Below are 17,816 nucleotides of genomic sequence, written 5' to 3'. Positions count from 1 at the left end.
TTAACGGCATGAACAGGCTATTTGTCAACACTATTGTCCGTTCGCCTGATTGTAAGCCGCCGTATATTCCTCAATGACCTTCGAGCCGCCGTCCTGCTCCCATTTGGCTACCGCCGCATTCCAGCCGTTCTCGTCAAGATCGCCCATGATGAAGCGCACCCGGGCATCGTCAATGATTTTGCTGAGCTCTGAGCCGCGTTCACTGTACGTGTCAGAAATGTATGGCTGGATCGGATTGACCACGGCGATTTCGGCATTCTTTTTCCACATCTCATCACGCAGATGCACCAGCGGTTTGCCGTAAGTCACCACCTTATCTCTTAACACAGCCAGCTGGGAGGAATCGCCCATCCCATATTCGGCCAGCATTTTCGGGTCCGTTGTCTTCACGTAGTTTCCGTTATCCAGCGTGAACTGGCGGCCTTCCAGCCCGTTGACCAGCATGTTCTGCATATCGTCGTCGGATACTTTGTCAAAAAAGTTCAGTACCGCCTTGAGGTCCGCCTCCGTCTTCACCGACGTCTTCGGAATCATGAAAGTCCCGTATGAGCCCGACCCGCCCGGACTGCGGAGCCCTGCCGGACCCTCGAGCGCGTTAACCATAGTAATTGCACCGGTTGGTGTCACCTTCTGGACGCTTTCTTCAATGCCGTTGGCATCGTTCAGGTTGGCAACCCATGCCCCGGCTTTACCGGCATTAATCATCTGCTTGCCGTCTTTGACCACCGCGAAATCCAGGTTGATCAGCTTCTCGTCATAGAGCTTCTTGTAGAACTTCATCGTCTCCAGAAAAGCGGGCGACAGATGCGCCGGGCTTGCCTTGCCGTCCTTGATCTCCCAGTCGGCCGGACCGCCCATCCAGGTCAGCACCGCCCGCCAGCCTGACGCAACCTGCTGCTCGGCGAGGCCGATCGTATCGGCTTTGCCGTTTTTGTCAGGGTCATTATTCACGAATGCCTTCAGCACCTCGTAGAACTCATCAATCGTCTTGGGCTCCTGCAGGCCCAGATTATCCAGCCAGTCCTTGCGCAGCATCAGGCCGTCCCGGGCCAGATCCCGTGCGCGGTAAATCCCGTATACCTTACCGTCAATGGAGATGGCATTCAGGGCCACATCGTCCATCCGGCTCAGGTTCGGGTAATCCTTCAGGTAAGGCCCAAGCTCCCAGAACATCCCGGAGCGCGCTGAATTCACGATGTAGGGAAGCTTCTGGTCCAGCACCAGCACAGCACTCGGCAGCTCGCCCGAGGCGACTGTTGCGCTCAGCTTATCGGAGTAGGTGGTCGACGGCACCCAGGTGATGCTGAGGTCCGTATTGGTCCGTTCCTCCAGCTGCTTATACAGCTCACCTTCCGGGTCCATCGGCTCCGGGTTATAGCTGGTCAGCATCATGGACATTTTGAACGGCCCCTCGGCGGCGGGTGTGCTGCTGTCTCCGCCCTGTGCGTTCCCGGCCGCATTGTTATTTCCGCTGCAGGCGGACAATGTTCCCAGCACGAGCAGCGCTGAAATGGCGGTCATTGCTTTTCTTTTTAAGCTTAGAGCCCCTTGGTTTGTTGTCATTGTTATGTTCCTTTCTTGACTGTGTTGTGTTTCGTTCTGCGGTCGAAATATTTAGTTGGATTTTCGGCACCTAATCTCTGTTGAATTGCCTGCATGATGAGATTAGTTGGAATTAATCCGCTTACATTTCAGGTTACGGGCATCCGGGCGGCTTAGCGGCCGAATTAGGTTACCTATTTACACTTAAACCGCTTTAAACGGGCGATTTTTTAAAATTAGATGATCTTTTTCCACCTAATTGAGAATCCGGGAGACAGGCGTCACGACACCAGTGCACCCTTATCCTAAGAAAGTCCGGCGTCGCAGCGTCCCGCCAAGTTCCGGCGGCAGGGCATTACGCTGGCATCCAGCCTCCCTCAACCCTTAACCGATCCCAGCAGCGCGCCCTTGGCAAAATGCTTTTGCAGGAACGGGTATACGATCAGAATCGGGACGGTGGAGATGACGATGACCGCCATTTTAACAGCCTGGTCCGGCGGAATAAAGTTACTCTCAAGTGATGAGGTATCCCCGAGGCTGCCGCCCTGGGACAGCATGACGATCTGCCGCAGCAGCACCTGAATCGGCCACTTGGTCGAGTCGTTAATATACAGGATGGAGCTGAAATACGTGTTCCAGTGGCCTACGGCATAGAACAGGGAAAAGGTAGCCAGCGCCGGCAGGGACAATGGAATGACGATCCGCAGCAGGATGCCGGGGTCGCTGGCACCGTCGATTTTGGCCGACTCCTCCAGATCCGGCGGAAGCTGCTGAAAGAAGCTGCGGATAATGATCAGGTTAAAGGCGCTAATCGCACCCGGCAGCAGCAGCGACCAGTACGTATCGAGCATGCCCAGCTCCTTGACGACCAGGAAGGTCGGGATCATCCCTCCGCTGAACAGCATCGTAAAGATGATCAGAAGCTGGATCGGCGAGCGGAAATCCATATCCCTGCGGGACAGCGGATACGCCATCAGGCAGGTCAGTGTAATATTGATCAGCGTACCGACAATGGTGATGAAGATAGTAACCCCTAGACTCCGCATCAATGTGCTGGTCGAAAAGATGTATTTGTACGCCTCCAGTGAAAACTCGGTCGGGAAGAGGATGAACCCTTTTTCCAGCAGCTCCCGCTGGGTGGCAAATGAGCCTGCAACAACATAGATGAACGGAATAATAGTGACCAGCGCGATTACTGCCAGAACGATGATATTGAAAATATCGAACAGCCGGCTGGCCCATGATGTTTCTTTTACCACAATTCTACCTCCTTTCGGATGATTTGCTTAGAGAATTCCTTCCTCGCCAAAACGTTTGGCTATAAAGTTAGAGCCGAATACCAGCACCAGTCCGACCACGGACTTAAACAACCCGACCGCCGTACTGTAGCTGTACTCCCCCTGCGATATCCCGGTGGTATACACATAGGTATCGAACACTTCACCGACCTCACGGTTGAGCGAGTTCAGCATCAGGAAGATTTGCTCAAACCCCGTATCGAGGAAATTCCCCAGCCGCAGGATCAGCAGAATAATAATGGTGGAGCGGATGGCCGGAAGCGTGATATGCCAGAGCTGGCGCATGCGTCCTGCCCCGTCGATTTTGGCAGCCTCATAGAGCTGTGTGTCTACTCCCGCCAGCGCCGCGAGGAAGATAATTGTGCCCCACCCGGTTTCCTTCCACATCACTTCACCCGTTATGAACGTCCGGAACCAGCCGGGACTAAGCAGGAACTGGACCTTTTCCCCGCCCATGGAGGCGATCGCCTCATTGACCAGACCGCCTTCGGTGGTGAAAAATAGGTAGGCAATTGAAACGATGACGACCCAGGACATAAAGTGAGGGATGTAGACCATCGTCTGAATCCATTTTTTGTAGGCCTGCGACCGCAGCTCGTTCAGCATCAGCGCCAGAATGATCGGCAGCGGAAAGAAGAACAGGATGTTGTAGGCGGCCAGAATGAACGTATTGCTGAGCAGCTTCCAGAACAGCGGGTCCCCGAAAAAGCGGTTAAAGTGCTTCAGCCCCACCCACTCACTGTCCACAAAGCCCAGAAAAGGCTGGTAATTCTTAAAGGCGAGCAGCAGGCCGTACATCGGCACATATTTGAAAATAATAAAATACAGCAGCCCGGGCAGAAGCATGATATACAGCCATTTGTTGCGGACCATCCGTCTCAGCCTCTGCCTGCGGTACACATTTGTTATTGTCGGCTTCGAAGCCGCGATAGGATTTCCCATGTTCCTTCCCCATTTCCAGCATTGCTAAGGATTAATTGCCGGGATACAGCACCTGATCCTTCAATGCGTTGAATTGCCCGGTCGAGCGGTTATAGATCTGATACCAGCCGTTGTCATCCCATACCGAGAAGGCAAATCCTCCCGAGACCGCTTTACTCGCAATCTGCCGGTAGGAATCAAGCAGCGTATCGGTGATAACACCCCGGTGCTCGTACCCGAATTCGCCCATATATACCGGAATGCCGTGCACGTCTGCGAACTCTCTTTTTACATCGTCTACCCGCTTCAGATGGTCTGCCAGATTCGGATAATACGAGTGGTAGGTGCCGATGACAAAACGGTCCTCTCCCTCACCCGGCAGGTCCAGCGGATTGCGGTACGTATCATACAGGCCCCAAGCGCTGTTGTAGTTGTATCCGCCAAAAATAAGATTCCGCTGAGCGTGCGGCTGCGTGCCGTTTACGGTAAAGCTGCGGATCGCCGCATACGCCCGTTTGTTGAGCTCGATGACGCTTGCCTTGGCCGCCGCCCCGGTGTTCATGCTCAGATGCGGCTCATTGAACAGCTCGAACAGCAGCGTCTCCGGCGCATCCTTGAACAGCCCGGCGATTCCCGTCCAGATCGTCTCCAGCCTTTGCATATTGCTCTCAAAAGCAGGCTCCCCCTGCAGCGCGCTCATCGCCCATTCTTCATGATGCGTGTTGATGATCAGGATGACCGGCTGTTTGTTCTGGCTTTTCCGCACGGTATTTACATCGTTCAAGACATAGTCTACCAGCTGTTTTACCGTTGCTACATTCGGGGCGCTGGCTGAGAAATGCCCCTGCTCATCTGCCGTCGAAGCGTATTTCGTTCCCCGTCCGCCCCAGTTCACCGGAATCCGGATGTTCGTGTAGCCCGCAGCGATAAAAGCGTCTACCGTGTTCTTCACATCCTGATAGCTCTGGCTGTTCCAGTTCCCTTCGAACGTGTTGCCAAGGTTGGTTCCCCTGCCCATCAGGGCCACCATCGGCTTCGCTTCTATAGACTGGAAAGCTACCGTTCCCGGCGTCCCTTCGGCACTTGCCGCGCCGCCGCTAATGAATAATGAAAGGAACAGGCTTGTGCACAGGAACCACGTCAGCGCAGGGTGTTTTTTTAGATTAGATGACATTCATACAGCCTCCTTGGATTGGGATTTCACCTCATCATGTACAGGAAAGCGTATTCATTTGAAAGCCGCACAGAGAAGTACATCTTTCTGTACAGCACCTTCGGGCAGCAGCTGCTTGCTCTGCCACCAATATAGTGTAGCTGCGGAATTGCCGTCTATAGTCATCTTAGTACCAGTCTAAAACCCTTGCTGCTGCTGGCTTTAGAGCACCCGGCTGTTCATTTCACACCCTCGGGTTGTCATTTCACCAGACAGTTAAGGGCACACCGTTCCCCTGGAAAAAGCTGAAAAGCCCCGCAACGTGATGCTCTCGCGGATGCTGACTCAGGTACTTTGCGGGCACCCTAGAAGTTCCTTTCTGCCCAAAAAGCCCCGCATCGCGGAGCTTGGGTTCGGTACATATAGGTCAGTACATATAGCCGGTCTGCATTATACAGTTACTCTGTAAGCATCTACCATGACAGTTGAGCCGTTAATTCTCAGTGTCCCGTTGTAATACCCCCGGTCGCCGCTTGGCTTACATTTATAATCGCCCGAGCAGCCGGTCACGAAGAATTTGGTCTTGCTGAAGCCCGGATAAATATTGGTCAGCTTGCGGAAGAACTTATGGCCGTGATGAGTAAAAACCGCCAGTACCTTATCCCTCACCTTATCGGGGATCGCCGCAAAAAACTTCGCCGTCTCCGCCGCGCTGAGCACATGGCTGGATTCCACTGTAATCCCGCTGATCTGGAGCGGCCAGTGGAAGTCGATTATATAATAGTAGCGGTCATCCAGGTTTTTGAGCAGATTGATACTGTCAGCCGAAAAGCTTCCCAGCGCACAATCCAGCCACACATACCGGACCAGCCCCTGGGTGCCGGGAAAATTCATCCGTCCGGTTACTGCTCCAAGATACTTGGTGAACAGCGCCCGGGTGCTGGCCTCCCAGTTTCCGATTGAAGCTTTGTAGGGGATGCTGCCGAGCGTGGCAGTGACGATATTTTTAAAATCCCTGTAATATGTGTCCGCGTCCTTCCCGTGATTCGCCCCGGCCTGCGTATTGTCCCCGCCGAAAATGAAAAAACGTTTATTCCCGCTCCCCGCCGCCTTAGGCAACAAATCTTTGAAAATAGCTGAGCTGTTCGCATAGCCCACATGGCTGTCGCCGATTACGGAAAAATCCACAGTGTAAGCCTTTGCCTTGCGCCTCAGGCCTGGCTGGGGCTGTTTGGACTGTGGAGAGGAGCCGCTTAGCTTCTTTTTTAAGCTGGGGCTTAGCTTGGAGAGTAACCGTGTTCTTGCAGATTGGGTACGCCGCTTCCCCGCTGACGACTTCCGTTTCATTTATACCACCTCTTCAATATGGAGATTGAATCTAGTAGCATGTTATTCGGCTCAGAGGGGAAGCTCTTGGACTGGACTGTATTATATAGAAGGAAAAGATTACGGGTTGGCCGGGGGCGGCCTGCCTTTGGCGGAATCAGAGGCACTTTTGCCTCTCATTTCGGCGTCCGGCCGACTTTTGGCGGAATCAGAGGCACTTTTGCCCTTCATTTCGGCGTTCGGCCGACTTTTGGCGGAATCAAGGGCATTTGTGCCTCTCATTTCGGCGCCCGGCCGACTTTTGGCGGAATCAGAGGCACTTTTGCCTCTCATTTCGGCGTCCGGCCGACTTTTGGCGGAATCAGAGGCACTTTTGCCCTTCATTTCGGCGTTCGGCCGACTTTTGGCGGAATCAAGGGCATTTGTGCCTCTCATTTCGGCGTCTGGCCGACTTTTGGCGGAATCAGAGGCAGTTTTGCCCTTCATTTCGGCGTCCGGCCGACTTTTGGCGGAATCAAGGGCATTTGTGCCTCTCATTTCGGCGCCCGACCGACTTTTGGCGGAATCAGAGGCATTTTTGCCCTTCATTTCGGCGTTCGGCCGACTTTTGGCGGAATCAGAGGCATTTTTGCCCTTCATTTCGGCTTCCGGCCGACTTTTGGCGGAATCAGAGGCATTTTTGCCCTTCATTTCGGCTTCCGGCCGACTTTTGGCGGAATCAAGGGCATTTTTGCCCTTCATTTCGGCGCCCGGCCGACTTTCGGCGGAATCAAGGGCATTTTTGCCCTTCATTTCGGCGTCCGGCCGACTTTCGGCAGAATCAAGGGCATTTTTGCCTCACATTCGGTAGCCGGCTCAATCTACCATAGTCCGTTATTCATTATGGAAGGAACATATTCATAGCGGCAGATCCTGCTGCTTCCGCTCGCCGGGACAGGCCTTAGTTTCCCCTTTTCACACAGCCGGGTTAAGGATTTACGTATAGTGCGCGGATGAACCCTCAGCCCGTTCGCTAAATCTACAGGACGGATCATCCCGTTCCATCGTACCACTGCACGCATAATGTCCCTCTCCAGTCTGGTGTAGTGATGCTCTAACTCATCAGTATTTATCAGCAAACTTGGAGCCAGTAAGGACTTGAACAACGAAATGGTCAGATCCGATGCCGATTCCAAATCATCATAGGGAACCGCAACTACCTGATAACCTGCTATTTGCAGATATGTTTCCCGGTTGAGCTCCTGCCTGTACCTGGTCCGATCGATTTGCTGTACATGCGGGCCATAGCCTTTTACCTCTATAGCTACCTTTATCTCCCCCCGTTTCCACACAAAATCAACAAAGTACGGCCTTCCCCGCCAGTCCGAGACCTCATACTCAGGATGCAAATCATCCATATGACCAAAAATCGGCCACCATACCCGCTCAACAAAAATCTTTTCGCCATGGCCGTGTCCACGCTCAAGACGGTCCAGCCGTTCACCGCTCCTCCGCTTCTTATGAAAAACAAGCCATTTCATATGCTCTTCAGCAAATCCCATTACTCTCTTCCCCCTTTTAACACAAAAAAGTCCCGCACCCCAATAAGCTTAGGAGTGCGGGACGTTCTTCGTCCGTTTGGTTTGATTATAGATTTGGCGCTTCACTCCGTCAAGGGTGATTATTTAGAGTAAAGACAATATCCCATATGGCCGGCTAACGGGTTGGTGCTGGTGTTGATGTTGGTGTTGGTGTTGGTGGTGGTGGTGGTGGTGTTGGTGTTAGTGTTAGTGTTGGTGTTAGTGTTGGTGTTGGTGTTAGTGTTGGTGTTGGTGTTAGCGTTAGTACTGGTGCTGGTGGTGTTGGTGTTGGTGTTGGCGGCGGGGTTGGCTTCGCTGTTGGCCTCGGTGTTGGCGTTAACGTCGGGGCGTTGAGGTTGCATCAAAAAAAAACCGGACCTTAAGATTTCCCAATCTTAAAATCCGGTTTACATCATATTAGTCCTGCTAATCCTGTCACTCCTGTTAGTCCTGCTGTTATACCTGCAAAATGTATTCTGCCGGAATAATCAGCCTTTTACCGCAGAGCCTACCGTCATCGCCCGCTCCACCTGCTCACTCAGCAGCAGATAAACAAGTACCATAGGAAGCGAAGCAATCGTCATTACTGCCCCCATCGCTCCCCAGTCTGTGCTGTAAGAGCCCTGGAAAAAGAGCAGGCCGAGCGGCAGTGTTTTCATATTTTCATCCGAAATCAGAATGTAGGCCAGAGTGAACTCGTTCCAGTTGTTCAGGAATTGGAAAATCGCGATCGTAGCAATCGCCGGAAGCGCCAATGGCAGAATAACCCGGCCAAACAGCCGGTAGATGCTGGCCCCATCAATGCAGGCTGCCTCCTCTATTTCCCGGGGAATGCTCACTAGGAATCCGTAGAACACCATCGTAGAGAACGGCAGACCGATAGCTATATAGGGAATGATTAGTGCTCCGTACGTATTGGTAAGGTGGAAATCACGCACAAGAAGGGCCAACGGAATCATAATTACCTGCAGCGGCATGAACATTCCGACAATCATATACGTTCTGACCGCCGAGCGGAATTTCCACTGCATCCGTGCTACGGCAAAAGCGAACATCAGGGCCAGCAGCAGAATAAACAGCGTGGATATAATAGAAACGATGAAGCTGTTCATAAAATAGCGCGGAATATTAAACTGTGTCCATGCGTTCACATAGTTTTCGAACCGGAAATGGGTCGGGAAGCCGAACGGGTTGGTGACGAAGATTTCGTCATTATTTTTCAGAGAATAGGAGATCATCCAGAACAGCGGGTAGACAGAGACAATAAAGTACAGCCACAGCGGAATTTGCAGCAGGAAGCTGCCAATGGACCGGAATGTAGTTTTTGAGTTCATGTTGTGCTCCTTTCCATTAAGCATGCTGCCCGCGGTCGAATACTTTGTTAATGACAACAGTAGCTACAAGCGAGATTAACACGAGCAAAACTGATACAGCACAGGCATAACCATAATTGCTCTCCAGGAAGGCATAACGGTAGATCATAAAGGTCAAGGTGTAGTTCGTTGTTCCCGGACCGCCGTTAGTCATAATCAGCATCTGTACAAACGCCCCGATCCCGGAGGTGATGGCGATGGTGAAGCAGAATTTGAACGTCTCGCGCATCAGCGGCAGGGTTACATGCCAGTGAGCCCGCCATTTTCCGCAGCCGTCAATCGTTGCAGCTTCGAAGTAATCCTCAGGCACAGCTTTAACTCCTGCATACAAGAGCGAGAACTGGTACCCCATAAACTGCCAGGCGTTGACAAAAGCAATCGCAATAATTGACTGCGTCGGTGAAACCAGCCAGTTCTGCTGATAAGGAATGCCCAGCACATCGAACAGCTTGTTCACCAGCCCGTTCGTCGGGTCGTACATAGCGATCCATAATTGGCAGACAACGGTAACCGACAGTACAACCGGGATAAAATAAGCTGTCTTCAGCAGCTTGCGCCCGCGTACCCGCGGATTGGCGCAGACCAGCGCCAGAATGGTGCCAAGCCCGATCTGGAAAACAACCAGCACCAGGGCAAACAAAGCCCCGTTCTTAAGCGAAGTGGCCAGCAGCGGATCACTGAACAGCTCACGGTAGTTGGACAGGCCCGCAAAGGTTGCCGTGCTCAGCCCGTCCCAGTCATAGAAGCTGCGTACTACCGACTGCAAGACAGGGTAGATGAGGATAACACTGTATAATATCAGGGCAGGGAGCAGAAACAGCGCCAGTGCCGGTTTATTTCCCAAGTATTTATTCATGCGGTTCTTTCCCTCCATATTCCTGTTACAGCCTGACCCCGGGGCATGGGCCACAGGGTCGGGACTGCATCAGAATTCCTAAATTACTGATTTTCTTTGCCGAGCGTACGATTCAGGTTGGTGACAAAATCCTCTGCACTAAATCCGTCGACCAGCATATTCTGCGTGTTGTCGTTGACCGCATTTTGAATCTGGGTGTTGCTCAGCAGCTTCGCATATTCCTTGGCATTCGGCAGCAGCTCATCAGCGATCCGCTGCATCATAGCCGGTACATCGGAGGCGATTGGCTTGTCGGTTTTAGGCGAAATGATCGGGCTGCCCAGCTGGGTATATTTATACTCCGCTGATTTGGCTGCCAGGAAGGCGGCTACCTTAACAGCAGTTTCTTTGTTATCGCTTGCCGGAGATACAGCATAGCCCTGCGGGGAGCCCGCTCCCGCAATGTTAAATTTGGACGCCTCGTACGTGGCTTCGTCCTTAGCCGGCCAGTACATCCAGTCTACCTGGTCACCGAGTTTTTCGGCCGAGCTGTAGATTTCCCATTGGCCGTTGACGAACATGCCTGCACGCCCCTGATAGAATTGGGAGGACGCCTGGTCATAGTTCGTATTGGTTGCGTTGGCGTCGAACAATCCGGCCTGCTGCAGCTTTTCGAGCTGCTGTGCTGCTGTTACGAATGACTGCGGCAGCTCTGTCAGCCCCTGCTGATCCAATGCGCCGAAGCCGGCAGCCTCCTCACGGGTTACGAGACCGTTGTAGAACGCGGAAGTGATCCATTTTTCTTTTGCAAAAATCGACATCGCCACATAGCCCGCTTCCTTCAATTTACCGGCTGCAGCCGCCAGCTCGTCGTAGGTCTTGATTGGGGTGGCAATGCTTAATTCTTCAAAGATGGTTTTGTTGTAATAGATCACCTGGAACTCAATGCCGGTGTCGGGATAGGCGTATACATGACCGTCCGGAGCAATCAGGCGCGATTCTACGCCCGGGTTCAGGCTGTTTTTGTAATCGGTGGTGGCCTCGTAATCATCCAGCACTTCTACATTTTTGGATTTGGCAAAAGTCTGCAGTGTCGCCCAGTCTGTGAAGTAAATATCAGGCATGTTTCCGGTTGCAGCATAGGTCTTCAGCTTCTGGTTGCCGTCCTGCACCGCCGGGTCCAGCTCGATCTCCACCTCCGGCATTTCCTTCTTCAGCTCTGCTACCGCGTAATCAAACGGCCCTTTGGTATCATCGTCAAAATGCTGGGCATACACCTTCAGTTTGACTGCACCGCCCTCTGCCGGCGTATTGGCAGCCGCGCTGTCGTCGGAAGCTGCATTATTGCCACCGCAGGCTGAGAGCACCAGTGTCATGGAAAGCGTTATCAATATTGCACTTAAACCTTTGCGCTGATTATTCATTGTTGTATCCCCCTCGTGCGAGTATATGTCTTTAGGCCAGGCTGTGCTTGCTACATTCACATTATAGCCTCAGGCCGCTGCTGATCTTAAGGCACTAAACGGGCATTACCCGTAAAAAACGGGACAAAAAGAAAAGTCACCCCTGTGGGGTGACGAGATCATTCCGCCAACTGGCCCGCTTTGGGCGGAATCAAAGGCATTTTTGCCTCTCATTTCGCCAACTGGCCCGCTTTGGACGGAATCAAAGGCATTTATGCCTCTCATTTCGCCCATTGGCCCGCTTTCGGCGGAATCAAAGGCATTTATGCCTCTCATTTCGCCAACTGGCCTGCTTTGGGCGGAATCAAAGGCATTTTCGGTGAGACCCCCTTATCCCGGAGTCCTCAGTATAAAACCGGTACTTGTCGTAGCTATGCTCTTTATTTCGCTTTTTTCCTCGGCCAGAAGAAGGCGGACCGGTCTTCTAGGCCCATGACCCACTCTGAAAATTCAACCGGTGGCATGTTGCGAAGGCTGGTGTGCATTCTCCGGTTGTTGTAGAAATCCATGTACCGGTCCACGGCTTCATAGGCCTCGTCGAACGTTTCGAATGCCTCTTTACGGAACAAATCCCGATCAATATTACTGTGGAACGATTCAATAAAAGCATTTAAATCCGGTGTTCGAGGCGGAATGCGTTCATGAGTCATTTCCCAGCTTTCACACATGTCACCAAACAGGTGGCTGACGAACTGTGGGCCGTTGTCGGTGCGGATCACCGGGCGTGCACTGTCCTGGGCGCAGTGCTGCTCCATGGCGCGTCCCAGCGTCTGGCAGGCGTGCTTGGCCTCACACGACGATCCGCGGTGGTAGCCGACGATGACACGGGTAAACACATCGATAATGCTCAGGACGAAGAAATGCCGGTCCCGGCCCGCCACGTACCCGTACTTAATGTCCATCTGCCAGAGCTGACCCGCTCCGGTAATAACCCGGTTCTCCGGCAGCTTCCGGGGATGCTTAAAGCGCTTGTGACGCTGGGGCTGCAGGATCTCCAGCGCCTGACACAGCCGGTAGCTTTTCTTGTGATTGAGCTTAAGGCTGTGCTGGTTCCATAAGCACTTGGCCAGGAGCTTGTACCCGTACACGTGCTCTTCTCCAGCGACCAGTTCCAGAAGCATTTCCTGGATCTGCCCGTCGCTAATCTTCTCTCCAGACTCGGTCAGGGAATAGCCGGGTACGGGTCTTCCGCGCCCCTGAGGTACGGCCTGGGCATCCTGTGACTTGCGTTTCTTACGGTCGTAATACGTAGACTCTGCTAGCCCCACGAGACGTAGTACCAACGCTGCTTTATTCCCCTGCTTAATGAACATATCGGCTACCTCGATTTTTTCGGATAAGCAGGGGTTGGCTTTTTTAGCAGTTCACGCAAAATCTCAATCTCTAGCTCCTTTTCACCGAGGATCTTCACAGCCTTCTCGTATTTCTGCTCGACATCCAGCAGGCGTTTCAGTTCCTCCACCTGATCTTGGGGATACGGATGATCTTGTTCCCCATGGGCTTCCCGGTAATCTCTCACCCACTGATTCACCGTCGATGGGGTCACTCCATACTTTCGGGCAACCACCGCTGCCTTAATGCCAGACAACACCTCTTGCGCGGCCTTCTCTCTTGTTCCTGTTAAGTGTCCCATACCGTTCATCCTCCTCCTGTATCTAGTCTACATTTTTGTGGGGGAGGACTCCAACTTCTTTAGGGGGCTGTGGAGTTTTTGCCTCTCATTCCGCCCATTTGGCCGTTTGCGGCGGAATCAAAGGCATTTATGCCTCTCATTTCGCCCATTGGCCCGCTTTCGGCGGAATCAAAGGCATTTTTGCCTTTCATTTCGCCAGCTGGCCCGCTTTGGGCGGAATCAAAGGCATTTATGCCTCTCATTTCGCCCATTGGCCCGCTTTCGGCGAAATCAAAGGCATTTGTGCCTCTCATTTCGCCAACTGGCCTGCTTTCGTCGGAATCAAAGGCATTTTTGCCTCTCATTCCGCCAACGGGCCCGCTTTCGGCGAAATCAAAGGCATTTTTGCCTTTCATTCCGCCCCTGGGGCACGGAAAACGGGAGCTAAGAGGGCTGCTGCATTCTGCCGGAGCTGTTGTGACTTGGCGTGAGAATAAGCCTGGTGCGCCGCCCCCTGCCTGGCAGGCTGGCGGCAGCCGCCAGCAGGTACAATCGCCGCCCGTGCCCGGCGCACCCGGGCTACTTCCGAACCAGCTGCTCATATTCGGTCGGGGTTACGCCGAAGCGTTTTTTGAAGCTTTTGCTGAAATAGCTCGGGTCCGCATAGCCGACGCTCTCGGAGATGTCGGCCAGTCTGCGGTTGCCGCCGAGCAGGAGCTCGCGGGCTTTTTTCATGCGGATGTGGGTGATGTGGTCGACAATCGAATGGCCTGATTCCTTGCGGAAGACGCGGCGCAGGTAGCTGGAGTCCACATATACACCGCCTGCCACCTGCTCAGCCGACAGCTCCGCATCTGCATAATGCTGCTCAATATAGCGGATCGCTGCGGTGAACAGGCTGGATGCCTTGGTCGGCTTCACATCCTCCGTCAGCTGGATGACCCTACGGTACAAGGCAGTCAGCCACTCCTCTGCCTCGTCCCAGGAGGTGCAGGCCTTCAGCCTGTCATAGGGTGCTTTGTCCTCACCGCTGTCCCAGACCCGGCTGTACGAAAACCCGCGCTCCCCGGCAAAGGTTAAAGCCAGTGAGAGCAGCCCCATCATCATCGCGTCCGCGTACTCGTCTCCCCAGGTGCTGCCGCGCAGCTGTCTGACCGCTTTGCGGACCTCGTCCAGCACATCGGCATCCTTCATGCGCAGGCCTAGCACGATGGCATCCCGCACCGAGCCAAGCTCGGGTGAATCCTGCCCGGAGGTACCCTCCTCCGCCTTGCCGGCATCCCGTGCCTGCTGCCCGGCTTCCCGTCCGCCGGACAAGCGCGGCAGCTTCGGCCGGATGCGCTCCAGCATCTCTGTCATCTCCGCTTCGTTAAACGGCTTAAGCAGATAATCCTGCACCCCGGTGCGGACAGCCTTCTGCACATACTCAAATTCATTATGCCCGGAAATAAATACAATGACGATCCGTTCGAAGCGGCCCTTTAGCTTGCCCGCCAGCTCAATCCCGTCCATGAAGGGCATATTAATATCGACCAGCGCCAAGTGCGGCTGGTGCTTATCCGCCTCCGCCAGCGCCTCCTGCCCGTTTCTGGCTTCACAGCATACCTCGAAGCCGAAGCGCTGCCAGTCCATTTTGAGCCGCAAAAAATCACGGAACAGCGGCTCATCATCAACAATCATCACCTTGTACATCGTGCACATCCCTCTTTTCATTTCCAAGCATCGGCAAGGTTAGCTCCACAACGGTTCCCTCACCGGCGGCACTCTTCACACTAAGGCCATACTCCTCACCGAAGTACAGGCTCAGCCGCTGCCGGACACTATAGGTACCGATGGACCGTGTCCCCTCCTCCGGGGAATCTCCGGACATGATTGCCTCAATCCGCTCCTCATCCATGCCTACCCCGTTATCTGATACCTGAACGACTACCTTACCTCCGGCAATGCCGGCCTGAATCCGGATAAACCCCTTGCTTCCCTTCTTTTTCAGCCCGTGATAAATCGCATTCTCCACAAGCGGCTGCAGGGACAGCTTCGGAACAGGCGTACCCGACAGCTCAGGCGGAATATCGATTTCGTAGCGGAACACGTCCGGATAACGGATCTGCATTATGGCGAGGTAATCGTCTGTGATCTGCGCTTCTTTTTCGAGAATAATCAGCTCCCGGCCCTTGTTTAGCACCATCCGGTAAAAGTCCGCCAGCGCCTTAGTCGTATCACGCGCTTCCTCATTGCGGTCCAGCTCATTCAGCACATAGATTGTATCCAGCGTATTGTATAAAAAATGCGGTTTTATCTGCGCGCTGATCAGAGCCAGCTCATACTCCCGTTTGCGGTTCTGCTCCTCGGTCACCTTGTCCAGCAGCTCACCAACCCGGCCGACCATGAAGTTGAATGCCTCGGCAATCGTGCCGATCTCATCCCCGGTTTTCGCTGCAGCCACCGGACGCAGGTCACCGCTCACCACCTGGCGCATTGCCCGGGTCAGCCGCTCCAGCGGACTTGCCACCTTCCGCGAGAGCAGATTGGCCCCGAACAGAGAAAAAATCAGACAGAGCGCTCCGACCAGTGCAGTCAGCCGGACATTCTGCTGCACATCAGCCGTCAGAAGCTTGAGTGACACGACGTTGATCAGCTCCCAGTTCATCCGGCCGTAATGGCTGACCGTGACCAGATTACCATCCTCCTGATAGGAGAGGCTGGCTTCACCCGCCAAACCGCCGGCGGCACCGATTTCCGCTGCCAGCGATTGCTCCACCGGCTGGAGCAGACTGCTTTTATCCGCTGCAGCTACAATGAGCCCCCGTTCATCCATGAAATAATAAGCCTTAGGCGCGGACGGATCACTTGACTGGAGAAATGCTGACAGCTGCTCCTCCCTAACCATCAGAAACAAAGTGCCGAGAGGATCGCCGGTGTCGATGTTTATCACTATTTTTCCAAGTGTCAGAACCGGTACGGACGGATCGGGTGTCAGATAGCTCCGCTGCTCCATCCCAAACCAATGAGAGACACCATAGCTGTCCGAGGCAAGAACCTGCTCCAGCATGCCGCTGGCAGCAATGCCGTCTTCAGTCATTCCAGAGCTGTAGGACGGATAAACCGTGCCGTCCTTGCCGACAAATACCGCCGCATCCACTTCCCGGAATATCGACAGGTCCGTGGACAGCCGGCTCTGCATCAGATTGGCAAAGCGCACCTGCTCCAGCGGAGCTGTCCGGGCGCCGGGATACGTTTCATACAGCCTGTTGATGTTCGTGACCATAATATTGGCTGCAGTCTCGGCACTGCGCAAAATATAATCGGTGCGCGACAGAATCAGCTGAGACTCATCTGCTACATTACGTGTCGTCTGCTTAATCAGCGAACGGCTGAATAAATGACTGGACAATACGCCCAAAATAAGCAGAGACAGGATCAGCAAAGGAAGAAAAATCGCGATAACCTTACTTTTAAAGCGGAGCCTTCCAAACCATCTCCCGATAAGTGCTGTAATGTTCAAGCCGGTTCTCCTCCGCCCTCAAATGAATATTCAACATGGTAACATAATCGTTCCGGCTTTAGAAGACGTTATCCGCCGCAGGCCGGATTCCGGCAGCTTCCGCAAAATGTCTGCTTGAATATTCGCCAGCCTGGTGGTAGGATAAAGGCGTGAATAATATTTAGTAAATTTATTAACTAAAAAAGGCGGGAGCAGCTTGGCAACGATTAAAGACATCGCCCGTGAGGCCGGAGTGTCTGCCGCCACCGTATCGCGGGTGTTAAATAACGATCAGTCCCTGTCTGTCAGCGAGGATACACGGACCCGGATTTTTGCTGTTGCAGAACAGCTTGATTACAAGCCCTCAAGGCTGAAGCAGCTGAAACGGGATACCGAGCTCAGCGGCAAGACGGTCTCGCTTCTGCTCTGGTGTTCCCCCGAGGAAGAGCGGGATGATCCCTATTACGGCTCGATCCGCCGCGGTGTGGAGCTGCGCTGTGAGGAGCTGGGCATCCGGCTCGGCCAGACACTGCGCGGACGGGCGCCGCAGCATATGCTCCGGCCGGGAGACGGCCTTATCGTTGTAGGCGGCTTCGATCCCAAAGACCTCGAAGGGCTGCACGATGACCCGGATACAATCGTGCTCGTAGACCAGTATCAGGAGCGTTCCGACTATGACTCGGTACGGACGCATTTCCGCCAGGCAGTGGATCAGGCGCTTGGCCATTTATTTGCCCTTGGCCACCGCGATATCGCTTTTATCGGCGGCGGGGACGGCGGAGAACGCCGGGCCCATCATTTCGCGCGGGTAATGCAGCAGCAGGGCTGTTATGACCCATCGCTGGTGCTCACCGGCAGCTGGAGCAGTGCCGACGGCTACCGGATGATGGACGAGCTGCTCTCCGGCGGTAAACGGCCGACGGCCTGCTTCGCGGCCAGCGACCCGCTCGCCGTCGGCGCTCTTCGGGCCCTGCATGAGCATGGCCTGCAGGTGCCGCAGGAGATGGCCATGGTCGGCTTCGACGATATCGAGATGGCGGCTTACGTCCAGCCGCCGCTGACCACTATCCGCGCATATCCGGAGCAGATGGGCAAGGCTGCTGTGCAGCTGCTTGCCGAGCGTTTTGAAGGCCGGGAGGCACCGTCGCATACCATTATCGGCACCAAGCTCATCATTAGAGGAACCTGCGGGGCAACGGAATAATTCCGCCGTATAGACATCACCACTTAAACAAGGAGAGTTAATAACATGA

At 53.9% G+C, this 17,816-nt stretch carries 17 protein-coding genes; 3 read left to right on the top strand and 14 right to left on the bottom strand.

Annotated elements, in window-relative coordinates:
* Window positions 1-30 precede the first annotated feature (30 nt).
* The 5 genes from R70723_RS07970 to R70723_RS07950 form a co-directional block, all read right to left on the bottom strand.
* Window positions 31-1,563, bottom strand: a complete 1,533-nt coding sequence (locus R70723_RS07970) for an extracellular solute-binding protein (RefSeq protein ID WP_047171063.1) — start codon at window positions 1,561-1,563, stop codon at window positions 31-33.
* A gap of 356 nt (window positions 1,564-1,919) precedes the next feature.
* Window positions 1,920-2,801: a carbohydrate ABC transporter permease gene (locus R70723_RS07965; protein WP_039871187.1), complete on the bottom strand. Its 882-nt coding sequence runs from the start codon at window positions 2,799-2,801 to the stop codon at window positions 1,920-1,922.
* A 27-nt stretch (window positions 2,802-2,828) separates the two neighbouring features.
* On the bottom strand, window positions 2,829-3,782 hold the full coding sequence (locus R70723_RS07960; protein WP_039871186.1) for an ABC transporter permease: 954 nt from the start codon (window positions 3,780-3,782) through the stop codon (window positions 2,829-2,831).
* Window positions 3,783-3,813: 31 nt separating this feature from the next.
* Window positions 3,814-4,935 carry a glycoside hydrolase family 5 protein gene (locus tag R70723_RS07955; RefSeq protein WP_039871185.1) on the bottom strand — a complete coding sequence of 374 codons (1,122 nt, stop codon included), beginning with the start codon at window positions 4,933-4,935 and terminating at the stop codon, window positions 3,814-3,816.
* Window positions 4,936-5,364: 429 nt separating this feature from the next.
* Window positions 5,365-6,261 (bottom strand): metallophosphoesterase, encoded by an 897-nt coding sequence (locus R70723_RS07950; protein ID WP_144027217.1) that lies wholly within the window; start codon window positions 6,259-6,261, stop codon window positions 5,365-5,367.
* A gap of 66 nt (window positions 6,262-6,327) precedes the next feature.
* Here R70723_RS07950 and R70723_RS07945 point away from each other — a divergent pair, with 66 nt between their 5' ends.
* A complete protein-coding gene (locus R70723_RS07945) occupies window positions 6,328-7,143 on the top strand; it encodes a hypothetical protein (protein WP_156123794.1) in 816 nt (271 codons plus the stop codon).
* Here R70723_RS07945 and R70723_RS07940 read toward each other — a convergent pair.
* A complete protein-coding gene (locus tag R70723_RS07940; protein ID WP_039871182.1) occupies window positions 7,101-7,781 on the bottom strand; it encodes a hypothetical protein in 681 nt (226 codons plus the stop codon). The two genes, R70723_RS07945 and R70723_RS07940, sit on opposite strands and share 43 nt — an antisense overlap.
* 162 nt (window positions 7,782-7,943) lie before the next feature.
* On the opposite strand from R70723_RS07940, the gene R70723_RS33335 reads away from it, so the two are divergent.
* Window positions 7,944-8,153: a membrane or secreted protein gene (locus R70723_RS33335; RefSeq protein ID WP_156123793.1), complete on the top strand. Its 210-nt coding sequence runs from the start codon at window positions 7,944-7,946 to the stop codon at window positions 8,151-8,153.
* A 134-nt stretch (window positions 8,154-8,287) separates the two neighbouring features.
* Here the strand turns inward: R70723_RS33335 and R70723_RS07930 are convergent, their stop codons facing one another.
* The 8 genes from R70723_RS07930 to R70723_RS07890 all read right to left on the bottom strand — a co-directional run bounded on the left by R70723_RS07930 (window position 8,288) and on the right by R70723_RS07890 (window position 16,584).
* Window positions 8,288-9,133 carry a carbohydrate ABC transporter permease gene (locus R70723_RS07930; RefSeq protein WP_039871171.1) on the bottom strand — a complete coding sequence of 282 codons (846 nt, stop codon included), beginning with the start codon at window positions 9,131-9,133 and terminating at the stop codon, window positions 8,288-8,290.
* Between the two features lie 16 nt (window positions 9,134-9,149).
* Complete coding sequence (locus tag R70723_RS07925; RefSeq protein ID WP_039871170.1) at window positions 9,150-10,028, bottom strand: carbohydrate ABC transporter permease; 879 nt, start codon at window positions 10,026-10,028, stop codon at window positions 9,150-9,152.
* A gap of 83 nt (window positions 10,029-10,111) precedes the next feature.
* A complete protein-coding gene (locus tag R70723_RS07920; RefSeq protein WP_039871168.1) occupies window positions 10,112-11,431 on the bottom strand; it encodes an ABC transporter substrate-binding protein in 1,320 nt (439 codons plus the stop codon).
* Window positions 11,432-11,850: 419 nt separating this feature from the next.
* Complete coding sequence (locus tag R70723_RS07910) at window positions 11,851-12,783, bottom strand: IS3 family transposase (RefSeq protein WP_052421140.1); 933 nt, start codon at window positions 12,781-12,783, stop codon at window positions 11,851-11,853.
* A 5-nt stretch (window positions 12,784-12,788) separates the two neighbouring features.
* Window positions 12,789-13,103, bottom strand: a complete 315-nt coding sequence (locus tag R70723_RS07905) for a helix-turn-helix domain-containing protein (RefSeq protein ID WP_052421141.1) — start codon at window positions 13,101-13,103, stop codon at window positions 12,789-12,791.
* A gap of 59 nt (window positions 13,104-13,162) precedes the next feature.
* A complete protein-coding gene (locus tag R70723_RS07900) occupies window positions 13,163-13,498 on the bottom strand; it encodes a hypothetical protein (protein ID WP_039871162.1) in 336 nt (111 codons plus the stop codon).
* A gap of 163 nt (window positions 13,499-13,661) precedes the next feature.
* Window positions 13,662-14,774 carry a response regulator transcription factor gene (locus R70723_RS07895; protein ID WP_039871160.1) on the bottom strand — a complete coding sequence of 371 codons (1,113 nt, stop codon included), beginning with the start codon at window positions 14,772-14,774 and terminating at the stop codon, window positions 13,662-13,664.
* Window positions 14,752-16,584, bottom strand: coding sequence for a sensor histidine kinase (locus tag R70723_RS07890; protein ID WP_039871158.1), 1,833 nt, complete (start codon window positions 16,582-16,584; stop codon window positions 14,752-14,754). Before R70723_RS07890 ends, R70723_RS07895 begins: the two co-directional genes overlap by 23 nt.
* A 196-nt stretch (window positions 16,585-16,780) precedes the next feature.
* Here R70723_RS07890 and R70723_RS07885 point away from each other — a divergent pair, with 196 nt between their 5' ends.
* Complete coding sequence (locus R70723_RS07885; protein WP_039871156.1) at window positions 16,781-17,767, top strand: LacI family DNA-binding transcriptional regulator; 987 nt, start codon at window positions 16,781-16,783, stop codon at window positions 17,765-17,767.
* Window positions 17,768-17,816 lie beyond the last annotated feature (49 nt).

Source organism: Paenibacillus sp. FSL R7-0273 (genome assembly GCF_000758625.1).
GTDB lineage: Bacteria > Bacillota > Bacilli > Paenibacillales > Paenibacillaceae > Paenibacillus_AQ.
The sequence above is the reverse complement of the archived record's forward strand: the minus strand, read 5'-3'. Positions and strand labels throughout refer to the sequence as shown.